Annotated in this window: 17 protein-coding genes and 1 pseudogene; 12 read left to right on the top strand and 6 right to left on the bottom strand. The window is 49.5% G+C overall.

Annotated features, from left to right (window positions below; genetic code table 11):
* Positions 1-15 precede the first annotated feature (15 nt).
* Complete coding sequence (locus N5910_RS00360) at positions 16-1,206, bottom strand: redox-regulated ATPase YchF (protein ID WP_074359663.1); 1,191 nt, start codon at positions 1,204-1,206, stop codon at positions 16-18.
* A 131-nt stretch (positions 1,207-1,337) separates the two neighbouring features.
* Between N5910_RS00360 and N5910_RS00355 the strand changes: the two genes are divergently transcribed.
* The 6 genes and pseudogenes from N5910_RS00355 (at position 1,338) to N5910_RS00330 (ending at position 5,291) form a co-directional block, all read left to right on the top strand.
* A complete protein-coding gene (locus tag N5910_RS00355) occupies positions 1,338-1,961 on the top strand; it encodes a cobalt-precorrin-7 (C(5))-methyltransferase (protein ID WP_261599635.1) in 624 nt (207 codons plus the stop codon).
* 354 nt (positions 1,962-2,315) lie between these two features.
* Complete coding sequence (locus tag N5910_RS00350) at positions 2,316-2,519, top strand: SBBP repeat-containing protein (protein ID WP_238337921.1); 204 nt, start codon at positions 2,316-2,318, stop codon at positions 2,517-2,519.
* A 21-nt stretch (positions 2,520-2,540) separates the two neighbouring features.
* Positions 2,541-3,287, top strand: a pseudogene (locus N5910_RS00345) (SBBP repeat-containing protein); the annotation flags it as partial.
* A gap of 173 nt (positions 3,288-3,460) precedes the next feature.
* Positions 3,461-3,577, top strand: coding sequence for a hypothetical protein (locus N5910_RS00340; protein ID WP_261599634.1), 117 nt, complete (start codon positions 3,461-3,463; stop codon positions 3,575-3,577).
* Positions 3,534-4,307 (top strand): CARDB domain-containing protein, encoded by a 774-nt coding sequence (locus N5910_RS00335; RefSeq protein ID WP_261599633.1) that lies wholly within the window; start codon positions 3,534-3,536, stop codon positions 4,305-4,307. Before N5910_RS00340 ends, N5910_RS00335 begins: the two co-directional genes overlap by 44 nt.
* Positions 4,308-4,331: 24 nt before the next feature.
* Positions 4,332-5,291: a hypothetical protein gene (locus tag N5910_RS00330; protein WP_261599632.1), complete on the top strand. Its 960-nt coding sequence runs from the start codon at positions 4,332-4,334 to the stop codon at positions 5,289-5,291.
* Between the two features lie 118 nt (positions 5,292-5,409).
* Here the strand turns inward: N5910_RS00330 and N5910_RS00325 are convergent, their stop codons facing one another.
* Both N5910_RS00325 and N5910_RS00320 read right to left on the bottom strand, forming a co-directional pair.
* Complete coding sequence (locus N5910_RS00325) at positions 5,410-6,435, bottom strand: H(2)-dependent methylenetetrahydromethanopterin dehydrogenase-related protein (protein WP_261599631.1); 1,026 nt, start codon at positions 6,433-6,435, stop codon at positions 5,410-5,412.
* A 253-nt stretch (positions 6,436-6,688) separates the two neighbouring features.
* Positions 6,689-7,663: a TRC40/GET3/ArsA family transport-energizing ATPase gene (locus N5910_RS00320; RefSeq protein WP_074358256.1), complete on the bottom strand. Its 975-nt coding sequence runs from the start codon at positions 7,661-7,663 to the stop codon at positions 6,689-6,691.
* Positions 7,664-7,777: 114 nt separating this feature from the next.
* Between N5910_RS00320 and N5910_RS00315 the strand changes: the two genes are divergently transcribed.
* Genes N5910_RS00315 through leuS form a run of 3 tightly spaced genes read left to right on the top strand, consistent with a single transcriptional unit; the run spans position 7,778 to position 11,716 of the window.
* On the top strand, positions 7,778-8,557 hold the full coding sequence (locus N5910_RS00315; protein WP_074358255.1) for an NAD+ synthase: 780 nt from the start codon (positions 7,778-7,780) through the stop codon (positions 8,555-8,557).
* A 5-nt stretch (positions 8,558-8,562) separates the two neighbouring features.
* Positions 8,563-8,880, top strand: coding sequence for a divalent-cation tolerance protein CutA (gene cutA / locus N5910_RS00310; RefSeq protein ID WP_074358254.1), 318 nt, complete (start codon positions 8,563-8,565; stop codon positions 8,878-8,880).
* The gene (gene leuS, locus N5910_RS00305) at positions 8,861-11,716 is read left to right on the top strand and encodes a leucine--tRNA ligase (RefSeq protein WP_261599630.1); all 2,856 of its coding nucleotides are present in this window, start codon (positions 8,861-8,863) and stop codon (positions 11,714-11,716) included. Before cutA ends, leuS begins: the two co-directional genes overlap by 20 nt.
* 47 nt (positions 11,717-11,763) lie before the next feature.
* Here the strand turns inward: leuS and N5910_RS00300 are convergent, their stop codons facing one another.
* Positions 11,764-12,522, bottom strand: coding sequence for a fumarylacetoacetate hydrolase family protein (locus tag N5910_RS00300; protein ID WP_261599629.1), 759 nt, complete (start codon positions 12,520-12,522; stop codon positions 11,764-11,766).
* 12 nt (positions 12,523-12,534) lie between these two features.
* On the bottom strand, positions 12,535-13,398 hold the full coding sequence (gene hisG, locus N5910_RS00295) for an ATP phosphoribosyltransferase (RefSeq protein WP_074358251.1): 864 nt from the start codon (positions 13,396-13,398) through the stop codon (positions 12,535-12,537).
* A 255-nt stretch (positions 13,399-13,653) separates the two neighbouring features.
* Between hisG and N5910_RS00290 the strand changes: the two genes are divergently transcribed.
* From N5910_RS00290 to N5910_RS00280, 3 genes are all read left to right on the top strand, one after another.
* Complete coding sequence (locus tag N5910_RS00290; protein ID WP_261599628.1) at positions 13,654-14,943, top strand: amidohydrolase family protein; 1,290 nt, start codon at positions 13,654-13,656, stop codon at positions 14,941-14,943.
* A gap of 84 nt (positions 14,944-15,027) precedes the next feature.
* Positions 15,028-15,363, top strand: a complete 336-nt coding sequence (locus N5910_RS00285) for an HAD family hydrolase (RefSeq protein ID WP_261599627.1) — start codon at positions 15,028-15,030, stop codon at positions 15,361-15,363.
* Entirely contained in the window at positions 15,363-15,698 is a 336-nt protein-coding gene (locus N5910_RS00280) for an HAD hydrolase-like protein (protein ID WP_261599626.1), read from the top strand. The genes N5910_RS00285 and N5910_RS00280 overlap by 1 nt, the downstream gene beginning before the upstream one ends.
* A 4-nt stretch (positions 15,699-15,702) precedes the next feature.
* Here the strand turns inward: N5910_RS00280 and tfrA are convergent, their stop codons facing one another.
* A complete protein-coding gene (tfrA, locus tag N5910_RS00275; protein ID WP_261599625.1) occupies positions 15,703-17,346 on the bottom strand; it encodes a fumarate reductase (CoM/CoB) subunit TfrA in 1,644 nt (547 codons plus the stop codon).
* Positions 17,347-17,387 lie beyond the last annotated feature (41 nt).

Here is a 17,387-nt window from a genome sequence, read left to right as displayed (position 1 = left end):
TAATTTTATGTAATATCATCTGCTGCATATTATGCTTATGATGTCCCCGTCCTCAAGTTCATGGTCAGATGCAACCCTCATACCCTTCCTTGCATCAACCGCATGCATGAAGGAGTCACCTATCTCCGTGTGTATGATGTATGCAAGGTCCCTTGGCTTTGATCCGCGGGGTACGAGTATGGCGTCAGGGAGGACGTTGCCCTTCTGATCGGTGAACTTGTGTTCATCCTCAACCGGGTAAACCACTATCATGTCAAGGAGGTCGAATACCGCTCTGTTAATGGTCTCCTGTATTCCCGTACTCCCATAGACCCTGAGGACATTTTCACGTATGTATTCAAGGGCTGAAAGCTGTTTATCAGTGAGTTTGCCCTCATCCAGGATCTCAAAGTCCCCCTCCCCGGGCGTGTACCTGATTAAACCTGCCTCAGCAGCCCTTCTGAGGGCGAGCTCCGCCTCTGCAGATGCAGGCACCACATGGGGGTAGGCTTCCCTTAAACGTTCTATATTCCCTGCTGCCGATGGAAGGTCCGCCTTGTTTGCAACTATCAGCATCGGCTTTGCTATTTTAAGGAGTTCATCGAGGAAGCTGATGAGCTCATCCTTCTTCCAGGAATATATGTCTGTTCTGATCATCCTTGAGGCCTCTATAATGTCCTCAAGGCCTATGCCTGTGCCTGAAAGCTGTTCATATATTATCCTGTTCATGTCAAGCTTCTCTGATGCGGCCTTCCTGAGGAGCCTCTCCCAGTTCCTTTCAAGGATGCCGTAAAGCCACATTGTTATCTCATGTTCAAGGAAGCTTACATCCTCCAAGGGGTCATGTGTTCCTGGTTCAACCGGGCGTCCCTCCTCATCTGTTGAACCCGATGCGTCTATAACATGGAGGAAGACCCTTGCCTGGCGGAGATCATCAAGGAACTTGTTTCCAAGTCCCCGGCCCTCATGGGCACCCGGGACCAGGCCGGCCACATCGATGAGTTCAACCGGGATTAGTCTTCTGCCATCAAGGCACCTTGAATTCCGGGGGCTGCATTCAACTCCAAGTTCCCTGCATGGGCAGCTGCATGATGCATAGGCAACTGCGTGATTGGCGTCTATGGTTGTGAATGGATAAGAAGCCACCTCAGCCTCCGAAAGAGTGGCTGCATTGAAGAATGATGATTTTCCAACGTTTGGTTTTCCTGTGACTGCAATCTGGATCATTTTATCACATATAATAAATAGGAGGGTCAATCCTAAAATATATATTGATCAGAAGCCGGGCATCATGGTTGTTGAGTGTGTGAAACACCCTCTAAAATATTGATCAGCTAGTGATGTGGGAGGTAATTATTATGGTTCTCTACATAGTCGGAACAGGACCTGGATCCCCTGATTATATAACACCTGCTGCAAGGAATGCTGTGTCATCCTCCAGTACAGTTTTTGGGAGTAGAAGGGCCCTTGAACTCTTCCCTGAAGCATCCGATCCCAGGGTCCTTGAGGCCGGTGACATGAATGAAAAGCTTACACTGGCAGCGAAGCTTGCTGTCTCAAGGGATGTTTCTGTCCTCTCAACCGGGGACCCCGGGTTTTCAGGGGTGCTGAAGCCCCTGAAGCGAATAATTTCCTCGCTCCACCTGGACGTTAAAATCAGGGTTATCCCGGCCGTCAGTTCGGTTCAGGTCTGCGCTGCAAGGCTTCTTATACCCTGGGATGATGCAGATATTGTAACATTCCATGGCCGTGAAGAAGGGGATATCATTGAAATCATGGATAACGGGAGGCCCACCATAATTCTCCCGTCACGGAACCCATCCGAGACTGCCGGGTTCCTTATAAAGAACGGTGCTGATCCAGGGAGGAGGGTTGCCGTCTGTGAAAGGCTCACCTATCCCGATGAGAGGATTGTTGAATCAACCCTGGGAAAGGTCCGTGATGGCAGATTCGGCTATATGTGTGTCCTTGTGATTTTCTAATTTTACAATCCCCCATGAACCTCCTTAACCCGGGCCATCATCCCTTTTTCTGCCCATGAACAAAGCCTCGTCGATTAGGAACCATGAACACCTAATTCCATTATAATACTGTTTAATATTATTTTAAGAAAAAATCCGGTCTAAAACTTGATTTTGTGGCTGAAAAAGGAAGAATTAGAGTATTAAACCAAAATTAGGGTCATTTAATCAGTATTCTAATTCTAATATTAAAATAGTAAATGTTATACATTAAATGATTGATATATAATTCTATTCTTTGGGAAATGATAAAACGAATTTGTATAAAAGGTTTTCTGTTTTACTAGTGTCTAACTGTGATCCTCATGATTCAGAGTGCAACTGCAGCCGAATCAAACTACACTAGACTACTCAACCTACATTGGAGATAACAACCTGGACAAAGTAAAGGACATCCACATAGACTACACCGGCTCAGCCTACATAACAGGATCTTCACTAAACGGATCAAGAAACGTTCTCCTTGCAAAATTCGACCCGCAAAACAAGTTAGTATACTCAAAAACCTACAACCTCTGAGGAAACGATTACGGACAAAAAATAACAAGGGGAACCAGTGAAAGAGACACATACATCTACATAGTAGGTGAAACAGATAAAGAAACAGGCAGAGACGCCTTCATACTTCAAATAGACCCTGAAAGCGGAGACCTGATAAACAGTAAAATATTCGGCGGCTCAAGCTACGACCATACCAGGGGGGTTGTAACGGATCCCTACGGGAACATACACATAACCGGATACACATTATCCAGGGACCTTCCGGTAACAGACGACGCATACCAGAAAACCAGCAAAGGAGGCTACGAAGCCTTCCTGGCGATAATGGACAGCACACTAACCATAAAATACCTTACATACATGGGAGGGTCCAGTGACGACTACGTAAAGGGCATAGCCCTCGACGACAACAGTAACATCTACATAACAGGATACACCTACTCAACCGACTTCCCAGTAACATGGAACGCCCTCCAGGACAACAAAAGGGGCCAAGCAGACATATTCCTCGCCAGATTCACCCCTGAACCCTCTCTCAGCTACTCAACCTACATAGGAGGATCCGGAAAAGACCAGTGCCACTCAATAACAAGCAAAGATGGGAACATCTACCTCGCAGGAAAAACAGACTCAAATGACTTCCCCGTGACCAGCAACGCATACCAGAAAACCATCAAAGGAGGCTGCGATGGATTCATAACCATAATCAACGGCAACGGACTCATAACCTACTCAACATACCTTGAAGGCGTTAACAACGATGAAATACAGTCCATAAAGGTGGACGCTCTCGGGAACATCTACGTAACAGGGACAACCAACTCAACAAACTTCCCCCTCACAAACAACGCATACGACAGGAACATGAACACAACAGAAGCCTTCATAACAAAAATAAGGACTGAAGCATACACTACAGCACCTACCTCGGGGGAAGCAGCCTTGACGAAGGATACACAGTGGCGGTGGACAGATTCCAGAACATATACGCAGGAGGAACAACAAGATCCCCTGACTTCCCTGTAAGCCCCGATGCCCATAAAAAACCAGGGAAGGACTTACAGACGGCTTCATAACCAGATTCACACATTCCCCATAACCGACGTCAGCATAACACCCACCAATGGAACAGGTCTCCTGACCATAAACATAACCGGAAACCTCACAAACTTCGCAGACACAGACGGACAGTACTGGATCGAAATCTACATAAACAGTTTAAAGGTGGCTGGAGAGTGGAAATACGCTCCAAAGGGTCAGAAAAACACCCTTCCAGTTCCAGTACACTCTCATCACACCCAGGTCATACCAGGTCAACATCAACAACCTACCGGCACCACCGTCAAGGTACTGAGGGGGCCTGAATTCCTCCTGGACAACCTTAACGTAACACCCCAAAGCGGCTGGGAACCCCTCACCATCAACATAAGCGCAGAAATATCCAACCGTGGTGACACAGCCGCAGAATACACCGCAACACTCTACATAAACGGGGTGGCTGCCCAGACAAAAACCGTGACGGTTGCCGCCGGTAAAACAGTAACCGTAACCTTCAACCATGAGCTCACAAGCACCGGAAGCTACACCTTTGGAATCGGCTCACTCACCCCCAAAACCGCCACCGTAATGAATGAACCCATCATTTCAGACATTACGGTTACACCAGGACAGGGAGCCGCACCACTCTACATCACAGTAACCGCAAGGATAAGCACCATGGAATCAGGGGCAGGTGATTACACCACAATCCTCTACGTGGATGGAGTGGCTGTTCAGACAAGGACTGTCAGGGTTACGGGTCCCTGAACAACAGTGGTGACATTCAACACCATGATAAACGAGCCAGGGACCCACACCGTGAGGATCAACAACCACCCTGATGTGACCGTAAGGGCCCTGCGCCCGGCCAGCTTCGAGCTGAATGACATTCAGGTAACACCAGTCGAGGGAATAATACCCCTGAACATAGAGGTTTCAGCAAGAATAACAAACACAGGGGAACTATCAGGAACCTACACCGCCAGACTCTACATAGACGGAGCCCTGGTAGAAACAAAATCATTCAGCGTACTCGCCGGAAGCCAGGCAACCGTAACATTCAGGAAAACAATAACAGAAAGAGGAATCCACAACGTATGGATTGACACCATTCCACCAGTAAGCGTCAACGCCACCAGACCCGCCACACTCAACATAAAGGACTTCGCGGTAACACCCATCACAGGCACAGCCCCCGTAACAGCAACAATCACAGCAACACTGGAAAACACAGGAGACTACCCAGGCACATTCAACATCAACATCCTCCAGAACGGAGCAACCATACACCAGCAAACAATAACCCTCAACCCACAGGAAACAAGAACCATAATCCTCCAGACACAACTAACAACACCAGGAACATACAACTACAGCATCAACAACGCAGATTACAGAACAGTATACGTTAACCCACAGGAGGACCTACAAGTTCACGCTGAAGAACACCGGAAGGTACACCACCACAGTAACCTACTATGCAACAATCTACTCATCAACAGGTGCAAGGCTCGGTACAGGACATTCAAGTTCACCCTTAAACCAGGGGCAAGCTACTCAAGGACCATAGGCTACTACCCCTCAGATGCGAGGATAGTGACAACAAGGAAACTATACAACCCCAGTAGATACTCAAGGACCATCAGAATATCAGAAACCTTCAGGGCAGACTCCATAACAGCCACTGACCTACAGCCCAACGATAAGAAGATACGGCTATGCAACCATAACGAGGACATTCAGAGTGGTTAATATGAGGATCATGACCACCTGAACCCTCCAGTTTTATTTTTCTTTTTCTGAATCCTCTAAAATTAAAAAAGAGATTTTTAAGGGTATACGTCTTCCCATTAAAAAGGACACGAGGAGTTTATTCGAACATCTTCCTCATGCAGCGCCTTATTGTACCCTCGGCGGCCTTACCACCCATAAGGTTCTTGAGTTCCTTTGCAAGGGCCTGTGCTGCCACCAGGTCCGTGTGCCTTATCTCACCCTTCTCTATCCACTTCATAACCTCATCATCAAGGTCAGAGAGGGTGTTGAGTGCTGCATCAAGTTCCTCCTGCTCTTCGAGGAGGTGCATTGATTTTGCGCTCCTTACAAGGAGTTCAGGGTTCATGGCCTTGAGCATTCCATTCACACCTGATGTTTCAACCAGGGAGGCAATGGTCTGGAGTGTCATGAGTATCTGCTTTTCAACCATCTCCCTTGGAGCCTTTATGATCTGTGTACCCACATAGTAGTAGTCAAGGACTCCTGAGAGTGTAACCGCTGTTACAAGTGACCCCATATCTGCAACTGCACTGGAAACGTCTGCAGGCACCACATATGCTGCTTTACCACAGCTTTCTACAAGTTTAACGCATCTGGCTATCTGTTCATCGGTTGCTATGTCCAGTTCACTGCTTGAGTGACCGCCGATGACATAGTGTCCATGCTGGGGTGTCCCAGGGACAGCTGCAGGGTGCAGAGATGCTATTCCAAGGTCCTTACGATCCCTTCGAAGCTCCCTTTCAAGGACATAGTAGAGTACCACGGGGGATACTGTACAGGTGTTTGCTATGACCGCACCCTCAGGTAGATGCTGGGTTATGTTCTTTGCAATTTCAAAGGTCTTTTTACCGAAGGGTGTGAATAGGACAGCCACCTCTGCCTCACTGGCAGCCTCTGCATCATCAGCGGTTACTGTTACACCTGCATCTTCAACCACCTTCCAGTGGTCATCCTCGAGCATCTCCCTGGCTGGCTCTGCAAGTACAACATCATGACCTGCCTCTGCAAATTCAATTGCCATTCTGCTTCCACCGTAGGGTGCCTCCCCACCGTATTTCTCCGGCAAGTTCAGCTGGTTCACATAAAGATTCTGATTACCCGCACCATAAACTGCAACTTTCATACTGCTCACCTAACATTAGTATATTGTTAAATAATTTGAATTCATATTATAAATTTTGGCATTTGATTCTCTGACTAAAATGGATCCTCAGAATCCTCAGATACAAATTTGGATCTATAAAATAGCTTTTAAGTGGCTTAAGTAAGTTATATGAATCCTGATTACGTTTTAAAAAAATAGATGATCTTTAATCAGATGAGTATTGGTGGGTTTGAGAACAAATTTAGGGTGGTGGTGTACCATCGGCAGATGATTATTCCGCTGATGGCTCACCGTACAGCTGCTCAGCTATCCTCTCAAGAGTGTCGATACCCTTTGCCTCCTTCTTGAGGAGGGGCACCTCTGCAACCACCTGGTCACTGAACCTTTCACGTATCTGTTTGAGCCTCTCCTGCTGGAGTTTCCTCCTTGCATTGCAGAACTCGCAGTCGCTTTCCTCTGGAAGGACCTGGTTAACGATAACACCATCTGCATGTATATTGTACTTCTCAAGTGCCTTCATGGCCCTCTCGGATTCATAGATTGACATCTCCTCTGGTATCACAACCATCTTGAATGACGTCCTTTCAGGGTCTGACATGACAGCCTTTGCAGCGTTTATCTGTTTCTTTGTGGCCTCCATATCCTGGAGGGCCCTGTCCTCCTCTTCCTCGTCACCCATGAATGGCAGTATGTTCTTGAAGGCCTTGGCCATGCTCCCGATCTGCCTCCTTATCTTGATCATCTTACCCACCCAGGAGTCCATTAAATCCGGGAAGGAGAGAAGCCTCAGGGTGTGGCCTGTTGGGGCGGTGTCAAAGATTACTATGTCATATTCATCGCTTGTCATGTACTTGAGGAACTGGTCAAAAGCTGCTGCTTCATCTATACCAGGGGACATTGAAGCCATGTCCATCTGGTCCTGGAGCATGTCAAGTCCCATACCCGGGTTCATGGCTGCCTGTTCCCTGAGCTTGGCCTGGTACTCCTCCATTGCAACCTCAGGGTCTATCTCCACAGCATAGAGGTTCTCGGTTATCTGTGTTGGAACGTGACTTATCTCTTTCTCAAGGGAATCTGAAAGTGAATGGGCAGGGTCAGTTGATATGACCAGGGTCTTTTTACCTGACTTAGCCATCCAGAGTGCTGTTGCTGCTGATATGGTTGTTTTACCAACCCCTCCCTTTCCACCTATAAATACAAATGTGGTTTTGCCCTTGCTGAACTTGAAAAGGTCCTTAAATGCCATCATATTCCTCCTGTAAAATTAATGAACACATTAAACACTGAGTGTATCATCTTTGATTAGTTATATAAAATATACTGTACTTACTTTTAACCATTGCGATGGGAGATGGTTTTCATGTCATGTGTAGAGGAAGTGGGTCCTGGAACAGCAGAGAAGATCCAGGATTTTATAAGTGAAAAGGTTTCTGAAAGCGGATCTGATGGTGTTGTTATAGGACTGAGCGGCGGGATTGACTCTTCAACCGTTGCCTGCCTTGCGGTGAATGCCCTTGGCCCTGAAAGGGTCCTTGGAATCCTGATGCCATCAGCCACCACACCCCCCGAGGACACTGAACACGCCTCGCTCCTGGCAGAGAAACTGGGTATTGAAACCGAGACCATAGAAATTGACCCCATCACCGATGCCTTTAATGATCTCTGCGGTCACCAGACGACGGGGATGGCTGCAGCGAACCTGAAGCCAAGGGCCCGGATGATGGTCCTCTACTATCATGCCAACTCACTTAATCTTCTGGTTGCGGGTACCGGGAACCGGACAGAGCTCCTTGTAGGATACTTCACAAAGTACGGGGATGGCGGTGTTGACATGCTCCCCATAGGCTGCCTCTACAAGAAACAGGTTCGTATGCTTGCAGAAGGACTCGGGGTGCCCCCTGAGATAATAGATAAGGCCCCCACCGCAGGGCTGTGGCCGGGACAGACCGACGAGGGGGAGCTTGGAATAGAATACGATGTCCTTGATGAGATACTCTGCCTCCTTGTTGACCATGGATACTCAACCGATGAGATCACATCAAGACTCGGTATCGATGCAGGGGAGGTTGAAAGAATAGGGAGGATGGTTGAGGCGGCACGGCATAAGCTGATGCCTCCTGAAATACCAAAACTAAGGTGAGTGAGATGTTCACCCTCATCTATATAACAACATCATGTCAGGATGAGTCAGAGTCAATCGGGCGCAAGCTGGTTGAAGAGAGGCTCGCCGCATGTGTTAACATAATCCCCTCAATAAAATCCATCTATCACTGGATGGGTGAAATAGAGGAGGACTCTGAATCTGTCCTCATCGTTAAAACAGCCCAGGAATTAACCCCTGAAATAGTTAAAAGAGTGAAGGAACTACATAGTTATGATAATCCCTGCATAATATCAATCCCCATAACAGGGGGATCCCGTGATTACCTTGAATGGTTAAATGATGAAGTTAAAAAGCCATGATGGCGGTGATTCAGTGAATATTGAGAAGAAATGGCGTGATCGATGGTCAGAGACAGGAGTATTTCAGGCTGATCCTGATGATAAAGAGAAGATTTTCCTCACAGTAGCATACCCCTACCCCAGCGGTGCAATGCACATAGGACACGGAAGAACCTACACCGTTCCCGATGTCTATGCCCGTTTCAAGAGGATGCAGGGGTACAACGTGCTTTTCCCCATGGCCTGGCACGTTACAGGGGCCCCGGTTATAGGCATAGCCAGGAGGATAGAGAGAAGGGACCCGTGGACCCTTAAGATCTACCGTGAAGTCCACAGGGTCCCTGAAGAGGAACTTGAAAGGTTCACCGACCCTGAATACATCGTTGAATACTTCAGCCGCGAGTACAGGTCAGTGATGGAGGAGATGGGCTACTCCATTGACTGGAGGAGGGAATTCAAGACCACCGACCCCACCTACAGTAAATTCATCCAGTGGCAGATAAGGAAACTCAGGGATATGGGGCTTGTGAGGAAGGGAAGCCACCCTGTGAAGTACTGCCCCGATTGTGAAAACCCTGTGGGTGACCATGACCTCCTTGAAGGTGAGGGTGTTGCCATAAACAGGCTGACACTCCTGAAATTCAAGCTCGATGACTCATTCCTGGTGGCGGCCACCTTCAGGCCCGAGACCATCTACGGTGCAACCAACATCTGGCTGAACCCCCATGAGGAGTACGTACGTGTCAGGACAGGCGGTGAAGAGTGGATCATAAGCAGGGCATCCGTGGACAACCTTTCACATCAGAAACCTGACATGGAGATCATCGGGGAAGCCGACCCCCGGGGACTTATAGGCAAATACGTGGAAAACCCTGTGACCGGGGACAGGCATCCGGTTCTGCCCGCCTCCTTTGTTGACCCTGAATACGCAACCGGAGTGGTCTTCTCTGTCCCGGCCCATGCCCCCGCAGACTACATAGCCCTTGAGGACCTGAGGAGGAACCCTGAACTTATAGAGGAATACGATCTCAGGGATGTGATCAGGGACATTGAACCTGTTAACGTCATCAAACTTGAGGGTTATGGGGATTTCCCTGCTGCAGAGGTCCTTGATAAGTTTGGAGTTGAAAGCCAGGAGAACCCGCGCCTTGAGGATGCGACAGGCGAACTCTACAAACTGGAACATGCCAGGGGTGTTATGGCCGGCCACATCCCGGTCTATGATAGTATGAGGGTCTCGGAGGCCCGTGAGGTTATTGCAGAGGAACTCATGGAGAGGGGAGATGCGGATGAGATGTACGAGTTTGCTGAGAGACCTGTTATTTGTCGCTGCGGCGGCCGCTGCGTTGTCCGGCTCATGGAGGACCAGTGGTTCATGAAGTACTCTGATGAAAACTGGAAGGAACTGGCCATGAGATGCCTCTCTGGAATGAAGATCATCCCAGAGGAGGTGAGAGCCAACTTCGAATACTACATTGACTGGCTGAACGACTGGGCCTGTTCAAGGCGTATAGGCCTCGGTACAAGGCTCCCATGGGATGAACGGTGGATAATCGAGCCCCTCACCGATTCAACAATTTACATGGCATACTATACCATAGCACATCACCTGAAGAACATGGAAGCCGCGGAGCTTGATGATGAATTCTTTGACAGCATATTCCTGGGGAATGGGGGGCCCGAGGAGCTCAGGAGGGAATTCAGGTACTGGTACCCCCTGGACTGGAGGCTCTCTGCAAAGGATCTTATAGGTAACCACCTCACCTTCCACATCTTCCATCATTCAGCCATCTTCCCCGAGTCCCTCTGGCCTGGTGGTGTTGTTGTCTTCGGGATGGGCCTCCTTGAGGGTAACAAGATGTCCTCCTCTAAGGGGAATGTGATCCTCCTGAAGGATGCCATTGAAAGGCACGGTGCAGATGTTGTGCGTCTTTTCCTGATGTCGTCTGCAGAGCCCTGGCAGGACTTTGACTGGAGGGAGACGGAGGTAATAGGGACGCGCAGGAGGATAGAATGGTTCATGGAATTCTGTGAAAGGGTTTCGGATATATGTGGAGGTGAACTTGAACTTGAAGGAATATCCGGGTGTGAACCTGAAAGCTTCATAGGTAAATGGATGGTCGGTCAGCTGAACCACAGGATCCGTGAAGCAACCAGGGCCCTTGAATCATTCCAGACAAGGAAAGCCGTTCAAGAGGCTCTTTTCCTCCTCAAGAAGGATGTTGAGCACTACATGAGGCGCGTTGAGAACAGGATAGATGATGAAGTCCGTGCCGTCCTCGGTTATGTCCTGAGCGTGTGGATAAGGCTCATGGCTCCCTTCACACCCTATACTGCAGAGGAGATGTGGGAGAAGTATGGTGGAAGGGGCCTGGTTGCAGAGGCCCGGTGGCCTGAATTCTCAGAGGATTCAATAAGCCCCGAGATCCAGGCAGCCGAGGAAATGGTCCAGAATACCGTGAGGGATATACAGGAGATAATGAAGATCATTGACACCACCCCTGAGAGGATACATATGTACACATCCCCTGAATGGAAGTGGGAGGTCTTCAGGATAGCCCGTGAGGTCGGTAAACCTGATATGGGTGCCATAATGGGGAGGGTGTCGGCTGAAGGTGTCCATGACAACATGAAGGAGGTTTCGGAGTTCGTAAGGAGGATCATAAGGGACGCCGGAAGATCAGGGGTCAGGGAGAAGATAGATGAGTACGGTGTCCTCCTTGACGCCGCGGAGTATATAGAATCAGAGGTGGGTGCGGAGGTTGTGGTCCACCGGGAACCAGACTATGACCCTGAAAACAAGGCTAGGAATGCTGCTCCCATGAAACCCGCAATATACCTTGAAACAGGAAATTAAACCCTTCAGGGACTGAAACCGGGTGACTAGAAAAATTGGATGGTGTCCTACCCTACCACCCTGTTTTCAAGGACACCCACGCCCTCAATCATTGCCCTGACCCTGTCGCCGGGCATCATCTGCCCCACACCGGGGGGTGTGCCTGTTGCAATAACATCCCCTGGCTCAAGGGTCATTATATGGGATATGAACTCCAGTAGCTCTGGAACCTGGAATATCATGTTTGATGTGTTTGATGACTGCCTTATCTCTCCATTGAGTTCAAGGGATATGTCAAGGACGTGTGGATCCACAGAGGTCTCTATGAATGGCCCCATGGGGCAGAATGTGTCGAAGCTCTTTGCACGGGTCCACTGACCATCCCTTCTCTGCAGGTCCCTTGCTGTTACATCATTAAGGACTGTGTAGCCTGCTATGAATTCATCTGCATCCTCCCTTTTCACCTTCCTCGCCCTCCTTGATATTACAGCTGCAAGTTCAACCTCATAGTCAACCTCAGAGGACATCTCAGGGTAGACTATGCTGTCAAGGTGGCCGGTTACCGCGGTTAGAGGTTTCAGGAATATGACGGGTTCTTCAGGTATCTCCATGCCAAGTTCGGCTGCATGGTCCCTGTAGTTGAGTCCCACGCAGACCACCTTTGATGGTTCAACCGGTGGCAGGATCTTCACATCAGGGAGCTTGTGCTCACCAATGACTTCAGGTTCGGGTGACAGGTAGTCGTTTTCATGAATTTCAAGTACCGTTTCTCCTTCCTTAAATCCGTAGGAGGTTCCATGCTGGCTCAAGAATCTCAGAAACTTCAACTTATCACCTGATCATGCTATTATCCGTTCAATTGGCACCACAAGTATGTCCCTTGCACCAACCCTCTTGAGCCTGTTTACGAGGTTGAACACTTCCTTTTCATCCACAACCGCGTGCACAGCCACCACCCCGTTATCCGAGAGCACCTCTGATACCGTTGGCCCAGTCATCCCTGGCATGAGGGCCTTAACATTATCAAGGTTATCCCTGTCAACGTTGAGCATTACAAGCCTTTTGCCCTCAGCATCTATAACGCCCCTTATACCTGTCCTGACCTCCTCTATGAGTCCCTCCTTCTCATGGTAGCTGTCCCTGTTTGCTATGAGTTTCACCGAACTCTCGAGTATGGTGTCAACGACCCTGAGATGGTTCATCCTGAGGGTTGTGCCTGTGCTGCTGAGGTCCGTTATGAGGTCCGCCACTCCAATGAATGGGGCTATCTCGGTTGAACCCGTAAGTTCCACTATCTCCGCCTTTATATTCTTTCTCCTGAGGTAATTCTCTGTTATCCCCGGGAACTCTGTTGCTATCACCGCGTCCTCAGGTATGTCGTGAGGTCCCCTTATAGGGGAATCTTCAGGGACCGCCAGGACCAGGTCGGCCCGGCCATATTTGAGGTCCTCGAGTATCTCAACATCCCTGCCCCTCTCAACTATAAGGTCGAGGCCGGTGATTCCAAGGTCCGCTGCCCCGTCTGCAACGAACTCTGGTATGTCCGCTGCCCTGCTGAACATCACATCTATGTCAGGGTGCTGTGTCTTTGAGAAGAGTTTCCTGTTTACGGTGTCACGTAATCCTATTCCTGCATTTTCAAGTAACCTTATGGCGGGTTCGCTTATTCTCCCCTTTGAGGGGACCGCTATTCTTATCCTCATATAATCCCCCATGTCTCTTTAACCTGCAGAGTGGTGAGTTGATTAAAATAAGTTTACCGTGCTTGATCTCTCCGCATGTACAGGTTTTCCAGGCCGGTGGCATCAATCAGTATCCCCTTGGATGGCCCTCCTGCCATGAAGATTTCTCACGAAACCATAATTATATCTCTCCTCCAAGAACTTATATAATGGTTTGCAGTTCTTCACCAAGCCGGTGAAAACTTATAAGTTAGAACTTATAAGCAGGTGTTGCCCATGGAAAGCGAGAGCATACTCATAACAGGTGCAGAAATCCTTGATGTGAATGGAGTCAGACGGGCCTCTGTACTCATTGAAGATGATATTATAAGGGAAATATCAGCTGATCTGAGCCCTGGAGACGCGGATATTGTCATTGACGGCCATGAAAAGCTCATGATACCCGGACTAGTTAACACCCATACACACCTATCAATGACACTCTTTCGTGGAGTTGCAGATGACCTCCCACTGGACCGGTGGCTCAACGACCATATATGGCCGATGGAGGCCCGGCTCAGTGATGAATACTGCTATGCAGGAGCCCTCCTTGGCTGTGCCGAGATGATAAAATCCGGGACAACAGCCTTCAACGACATGTACTTCTTCATGGATGATGTTGCAAGGGCGGTTGATGAGGCGGGACTCAGGTGCGTCCTCAGCCACGGTATGATAGACCTTGGGGATGATGAAAAAAGAAGAGCCGAGCTTAAAGAATCAAGGAGGATAATCAGGAAGTGCCATGGGATGGCTGATGGACGTGTGATGGTTGCCCTTGGACCCCACAGCCCCTACACATGCTCAGAGGAGCTCCTTAAAGAAACAGCATCCATGGCAGCTGAACATGGTATTAAAATCCATATACACCTATCTGAAACAGAGGATGAAGTTAAAAACGTCCTTGAAAGCCATGGGAAGACCCCGGTGGAGTTCCTGGATGATACAGGTGTCCTTGGACCCGGAACCGTGGCAGCCCACTGTGTATGGTTATCTGATGATGAAATGGAAATCCTGGCAGATAGGGATGTGAAGGTCTCCCACAACCCCTCAAGTAACATGAAGCTTGCATCAGGGGTTTCACCCGTAACCAAGCTTATCGAGAGGGGTGTTAATGTTTCACTTGGAACTGATGGTGCGGCATCCAACAACAACCTTGACATGATTGAGGAGATGAAGACGGCTTCCCTCCTCCAGAAGGTCAGCCTTCAGGACCCCACAGCCCTCCCAGCCAGGAGGGTCCTTGAAATGGGCACCATCAATGGCGCTGAAAGCCTCGGTATAGATGCTGGTGTTATAGAGGAGGGTAAAAAGGCGGACATCGTCCTCCTTAACGTCAGAAGACCACACCTTGTCCCATGGAGGAACCCTACCTCCCACCTGGTGTACTCTGCCTCAGGATCAGACGTCGAGACGGTCATCTGTAACGGTGAAATACTCCTTGATGGCGGTGAACTTGAAAGGATAAATGAAAACTATGTTATGGAGGTTGCTGAGGAGGCGGCAGAGGAACTGACATCCAGGGGATGAAGCTAGAGTAGGTGTCCTCGAATCATCCTCCCAATCCATGAAACTCATATCCATCAGAGGATGATGCGTAGAGAGGTGAAGCCCGTGAAAGAATCAGCAACCGTGGCCCTCTTTGACATAGACAAAACCCTCATACACCGTTCAGAGGCCCATGAGATGGGATTCAGCCACGCCTTCAGGGAAGTCTACGGGGTGGACGCCTCCGTAGATATGATAAGTTACCATGGTAAGACCGATCCCAGGATTGCGCGGGAGATACTCCTTTCACTGGGCCTTGAAGGACCGGAAATTGAATCCCTCATGGATGAGTTCCTCAGGAGACTCACCGATTACGTCAGGAAGCACATCCACGAGGATGAGATAAGGCTCATTGATGGTGCAGATGAATTCCTCAACACACTTAAGGGCAGGGAGCCTTGATGGGCCTCGTAACAGGTAACCTCAGGGAAATCGCATGCCTTAAACTCCAGAGGGTGGGCCTCGATGAATACTTCAGCTTCGGGGGGTTCGGGAGTGACAGCAGCAGCAGGGAAATGCTGGCTGAAATTGCCCTTGAGAGGTGCCCCTTAAGTCGAGCCAGGACCATCCTCTTCGGTGACACCCCCTATGACATAAAAGCAGGAAGACATATAGGTGCCCTCACCATCGGGATGGCCTCGGGCAGTTACACGAGGGAGGACCTCATTGAAGCTGGTGCGGATTACGTCTTCCCTGACTTCAGGGACCTCCTCCTCATGGATGTCCTTGAATTCTGACAGTTTATCTCTCAATGAAAGCCGGTTTCCCCTCCCTCCTGAGGACTATGCTCTTCTTCCATTCAGGCCGGGTCTCGGGGAAGTCGTCCCTGTAGTGTGACCCCCTGCTTTCTTCCCTTATAATTGCAGATTCAGCCACCATGGAAGCCGTTATGAGCATGTTTTCAAGTTCAAGTGCCTCTATAAGGTACCTGTTGAATCCACGGGTCTCAGGGACATCAAGATCCGCCATCCTCTCCCTGAGGGATGCTATGGTTGAAAGTGCTGATTCAAGTGACTTCCTGCTCCTTACTATGGCAACGTTACTCCACATTGCCTCGTGCAGTTCATGTCTGAGCTCTGATGGGTCGCAGGAACCCTCCTTTACCATGTTCTTTATACGGTACTCCTCCTCTTCAACCAAGGATTTTATTGAATCCCTGCTGGCCCTGAGGGCGTTCTTTGCCGCTGATATCCCTGCCCTTCGTCCGAATACCTGAGTGTCTGCCAGGGCGTTCCCCCCAAGCCTGTTGGCGCCGTGGACTCCGCCCGCAACCTCGCCTGCAGCGAAGAGGTTCCTGAGGTTTGTTCTGCACCACTGGTCAATTCTGAGGCCCCCCATGAAGTGATGGGCTGTTGGGGCGACCTCCATTGGCTGGCACCTTATATCGACCCCTGCATCAAGGAACTGGAGGAGCATCGTTTCAAGTTTATCCTCTATAAGATCATCCGGGAGGTGGCTGACATCAAGGTACACGCCCCCATTCTCGGTGCCCCTTCCCTCCATTATCTCAGTGTAGATTGCCCTTGCAACCACATCCCTTGTTGCAAGTTCACCCCTCTGGTCGTAGCGTTTCATGAACCTTTCACCCTCACTGTTGAGGAGTATTCCTCCCTCACCCCTCACAGCCTCGGTAACGAGTATCCCCCTTCTTGATTCAGGGTAGACCATCCCTGTGGGGTGGAACTGGACCTGTTCCATGTCAATCAGGTCTGCCCCGGCCTTCCATCCCAGTGCAAAGCCATCCCCTCCCTTCTGCATGGTGTTTGATGTTACCGGGTAGATCTGGCCGGCCCCCCCGCTTGCAAGTATTGTTGACGCCGCCCTGAACGCCACAGGAGATGAGTCCCTTACAGACACCCCGGCGGCTCCAAGGACCGCGCCGTCCTCAACAAGGAGGGATGTTATCATGACCTCCTCCACGGTCTCTATATCCCTCCTTATAACCTCCTCCTTCAGGGCGGTTATTATCTCGTGTCCTGTCCTGTCACCATGGTAGCATGTCCTCCGGTAGGTCTGGCCGCCGAAGGGCCTCTGGTCCAGTAAGCCTGATTCCTGTCGATCGAAGAGGGCCCCGTAGGTTTCAAGGTCCCTGAGCCTGTCGGGTGCTTCATCCACAAGTATCCTTACAAGCTGAGGGTCGTTTATAAATCCCCCGCCCCTCAGAGTATCCTCATAATGAACATCGGGGCTGTCCTCATGGTCCACGCATGCGAATGCTGCGTTGTATCCTCCCTCAGCCATCCCTGTACATCCAGATTTAAATGATAATCCCTTTGAAACAATCAATGGTTCCAGTCCATGACTTGAAACCTCAATGGCTGCCCTGCAGCCTGCTCCTCCGGAACCTATTATCAGAACATCACAATCATATACTTGACTTTCCATGGAGTTAATTGGAACATTCAGTATTATAAGGTTTGGCCGTC

Origin of the sequence: Methanothermobacter wolfeii (genome assembly GCF_025397995.1) — an archaeon.
In the GTDB taxonomy this organism is placed as follows: Archaea; Methanobacteriota; Methanobacteria; order Methanobacteriales; family Methanothermobacteraceae; genus Methanothermobacter; species Methanothermobacter wolfei.
Note: the sequence above shows the minus strand (reverse complement) of the source record. Positions and strands in the feature narration are given on the sequence as shown.

Coding starts and splice junctions, on each gene's coding strand:
- cutA (WP_074358254.1), top strand. CDS start 8,563: ATGTTCACCCTCATCTATATAACAACATCATGTCAGGATGAGTCAGAG.
- N5910_RS00315 (WP_074358255.1), top strand. CDS start 7,778: ATGTCATGTGTAGAGGAAGTGGGTCCTGGAACAGCAGAGAAGATCCAG.
- N5910_RS00290 (WP_261599628.1), top strand. CDS start 13,654: ATGGAAAGCGAGAGCATACTCATAACAGGTGCAGAAATCCTTGATGTG.
- N5910_RS00360 (WP_074359663.1), bottom strand. CDS start 1,206: ATGATCCAGATTGCAGTCACAGGAAAACCAAACGTTGGAAAATCATCA.
- N5910_RS00325 (WP_261599631.1), bottom strand. CDS start 6,435: ATGAAAGTTGCAGTTTATGGTGCGGGTAATCAGAATCTTTATGTGAAC.
- tfrA (WP_261599625.1), bottom strand. CDS start 17,346: ATGGAAAGTCAAGTATATGATTGTGATGTTCTGATAATAGGTTCCGGA.
- N5910_RS00335 (WP_261599633.1), top strand. CDS start 3,534: ATGCCCATAAAAAACCAGGGAAGGACTTACAGACGGCTTCATAACCAG.
- N5910_RS00330 (WP_261599632.1), top strand. CDS start 4,332: ATGATAAACGAGCCAGGGACCCACACCGTGAGGATCAACAACCACCCT.
- N5910_RS00320 (WP_074358256.1), bottom strand. CDS start 7,663: ATGGCATTTAAGGACCTTTTCAAGTTCAGCAAGGGCAAAACCACATTT.
- hisG (WP_074358251.1), bottom strand. CDS start 13,398: ATGAGGATAAGAATAGCGGTCCCCTCAAAGGGGAGAATAAGCGAACCC.
- N5910_RS00355 (WP_261599635.1), top strand. CDS start 1,338: ATGGTTCTCTACATAGTCGGAACAGGACCTGGATCCCCTGATTATATA.
- N5910_RS00280 (WP_261599626.1), top strand. CDS start 15,363: ATGGGCCTCGTAACAGGTAACCTCAGGGAAATCGCATGCCTTAAACTC.
- leuS (WP_261599630.1), top strand. CDS start 8,861: ATGAAGTTAAAAAGCCATGATGGCGGTGATTCAGTGAATATTGAGAAG.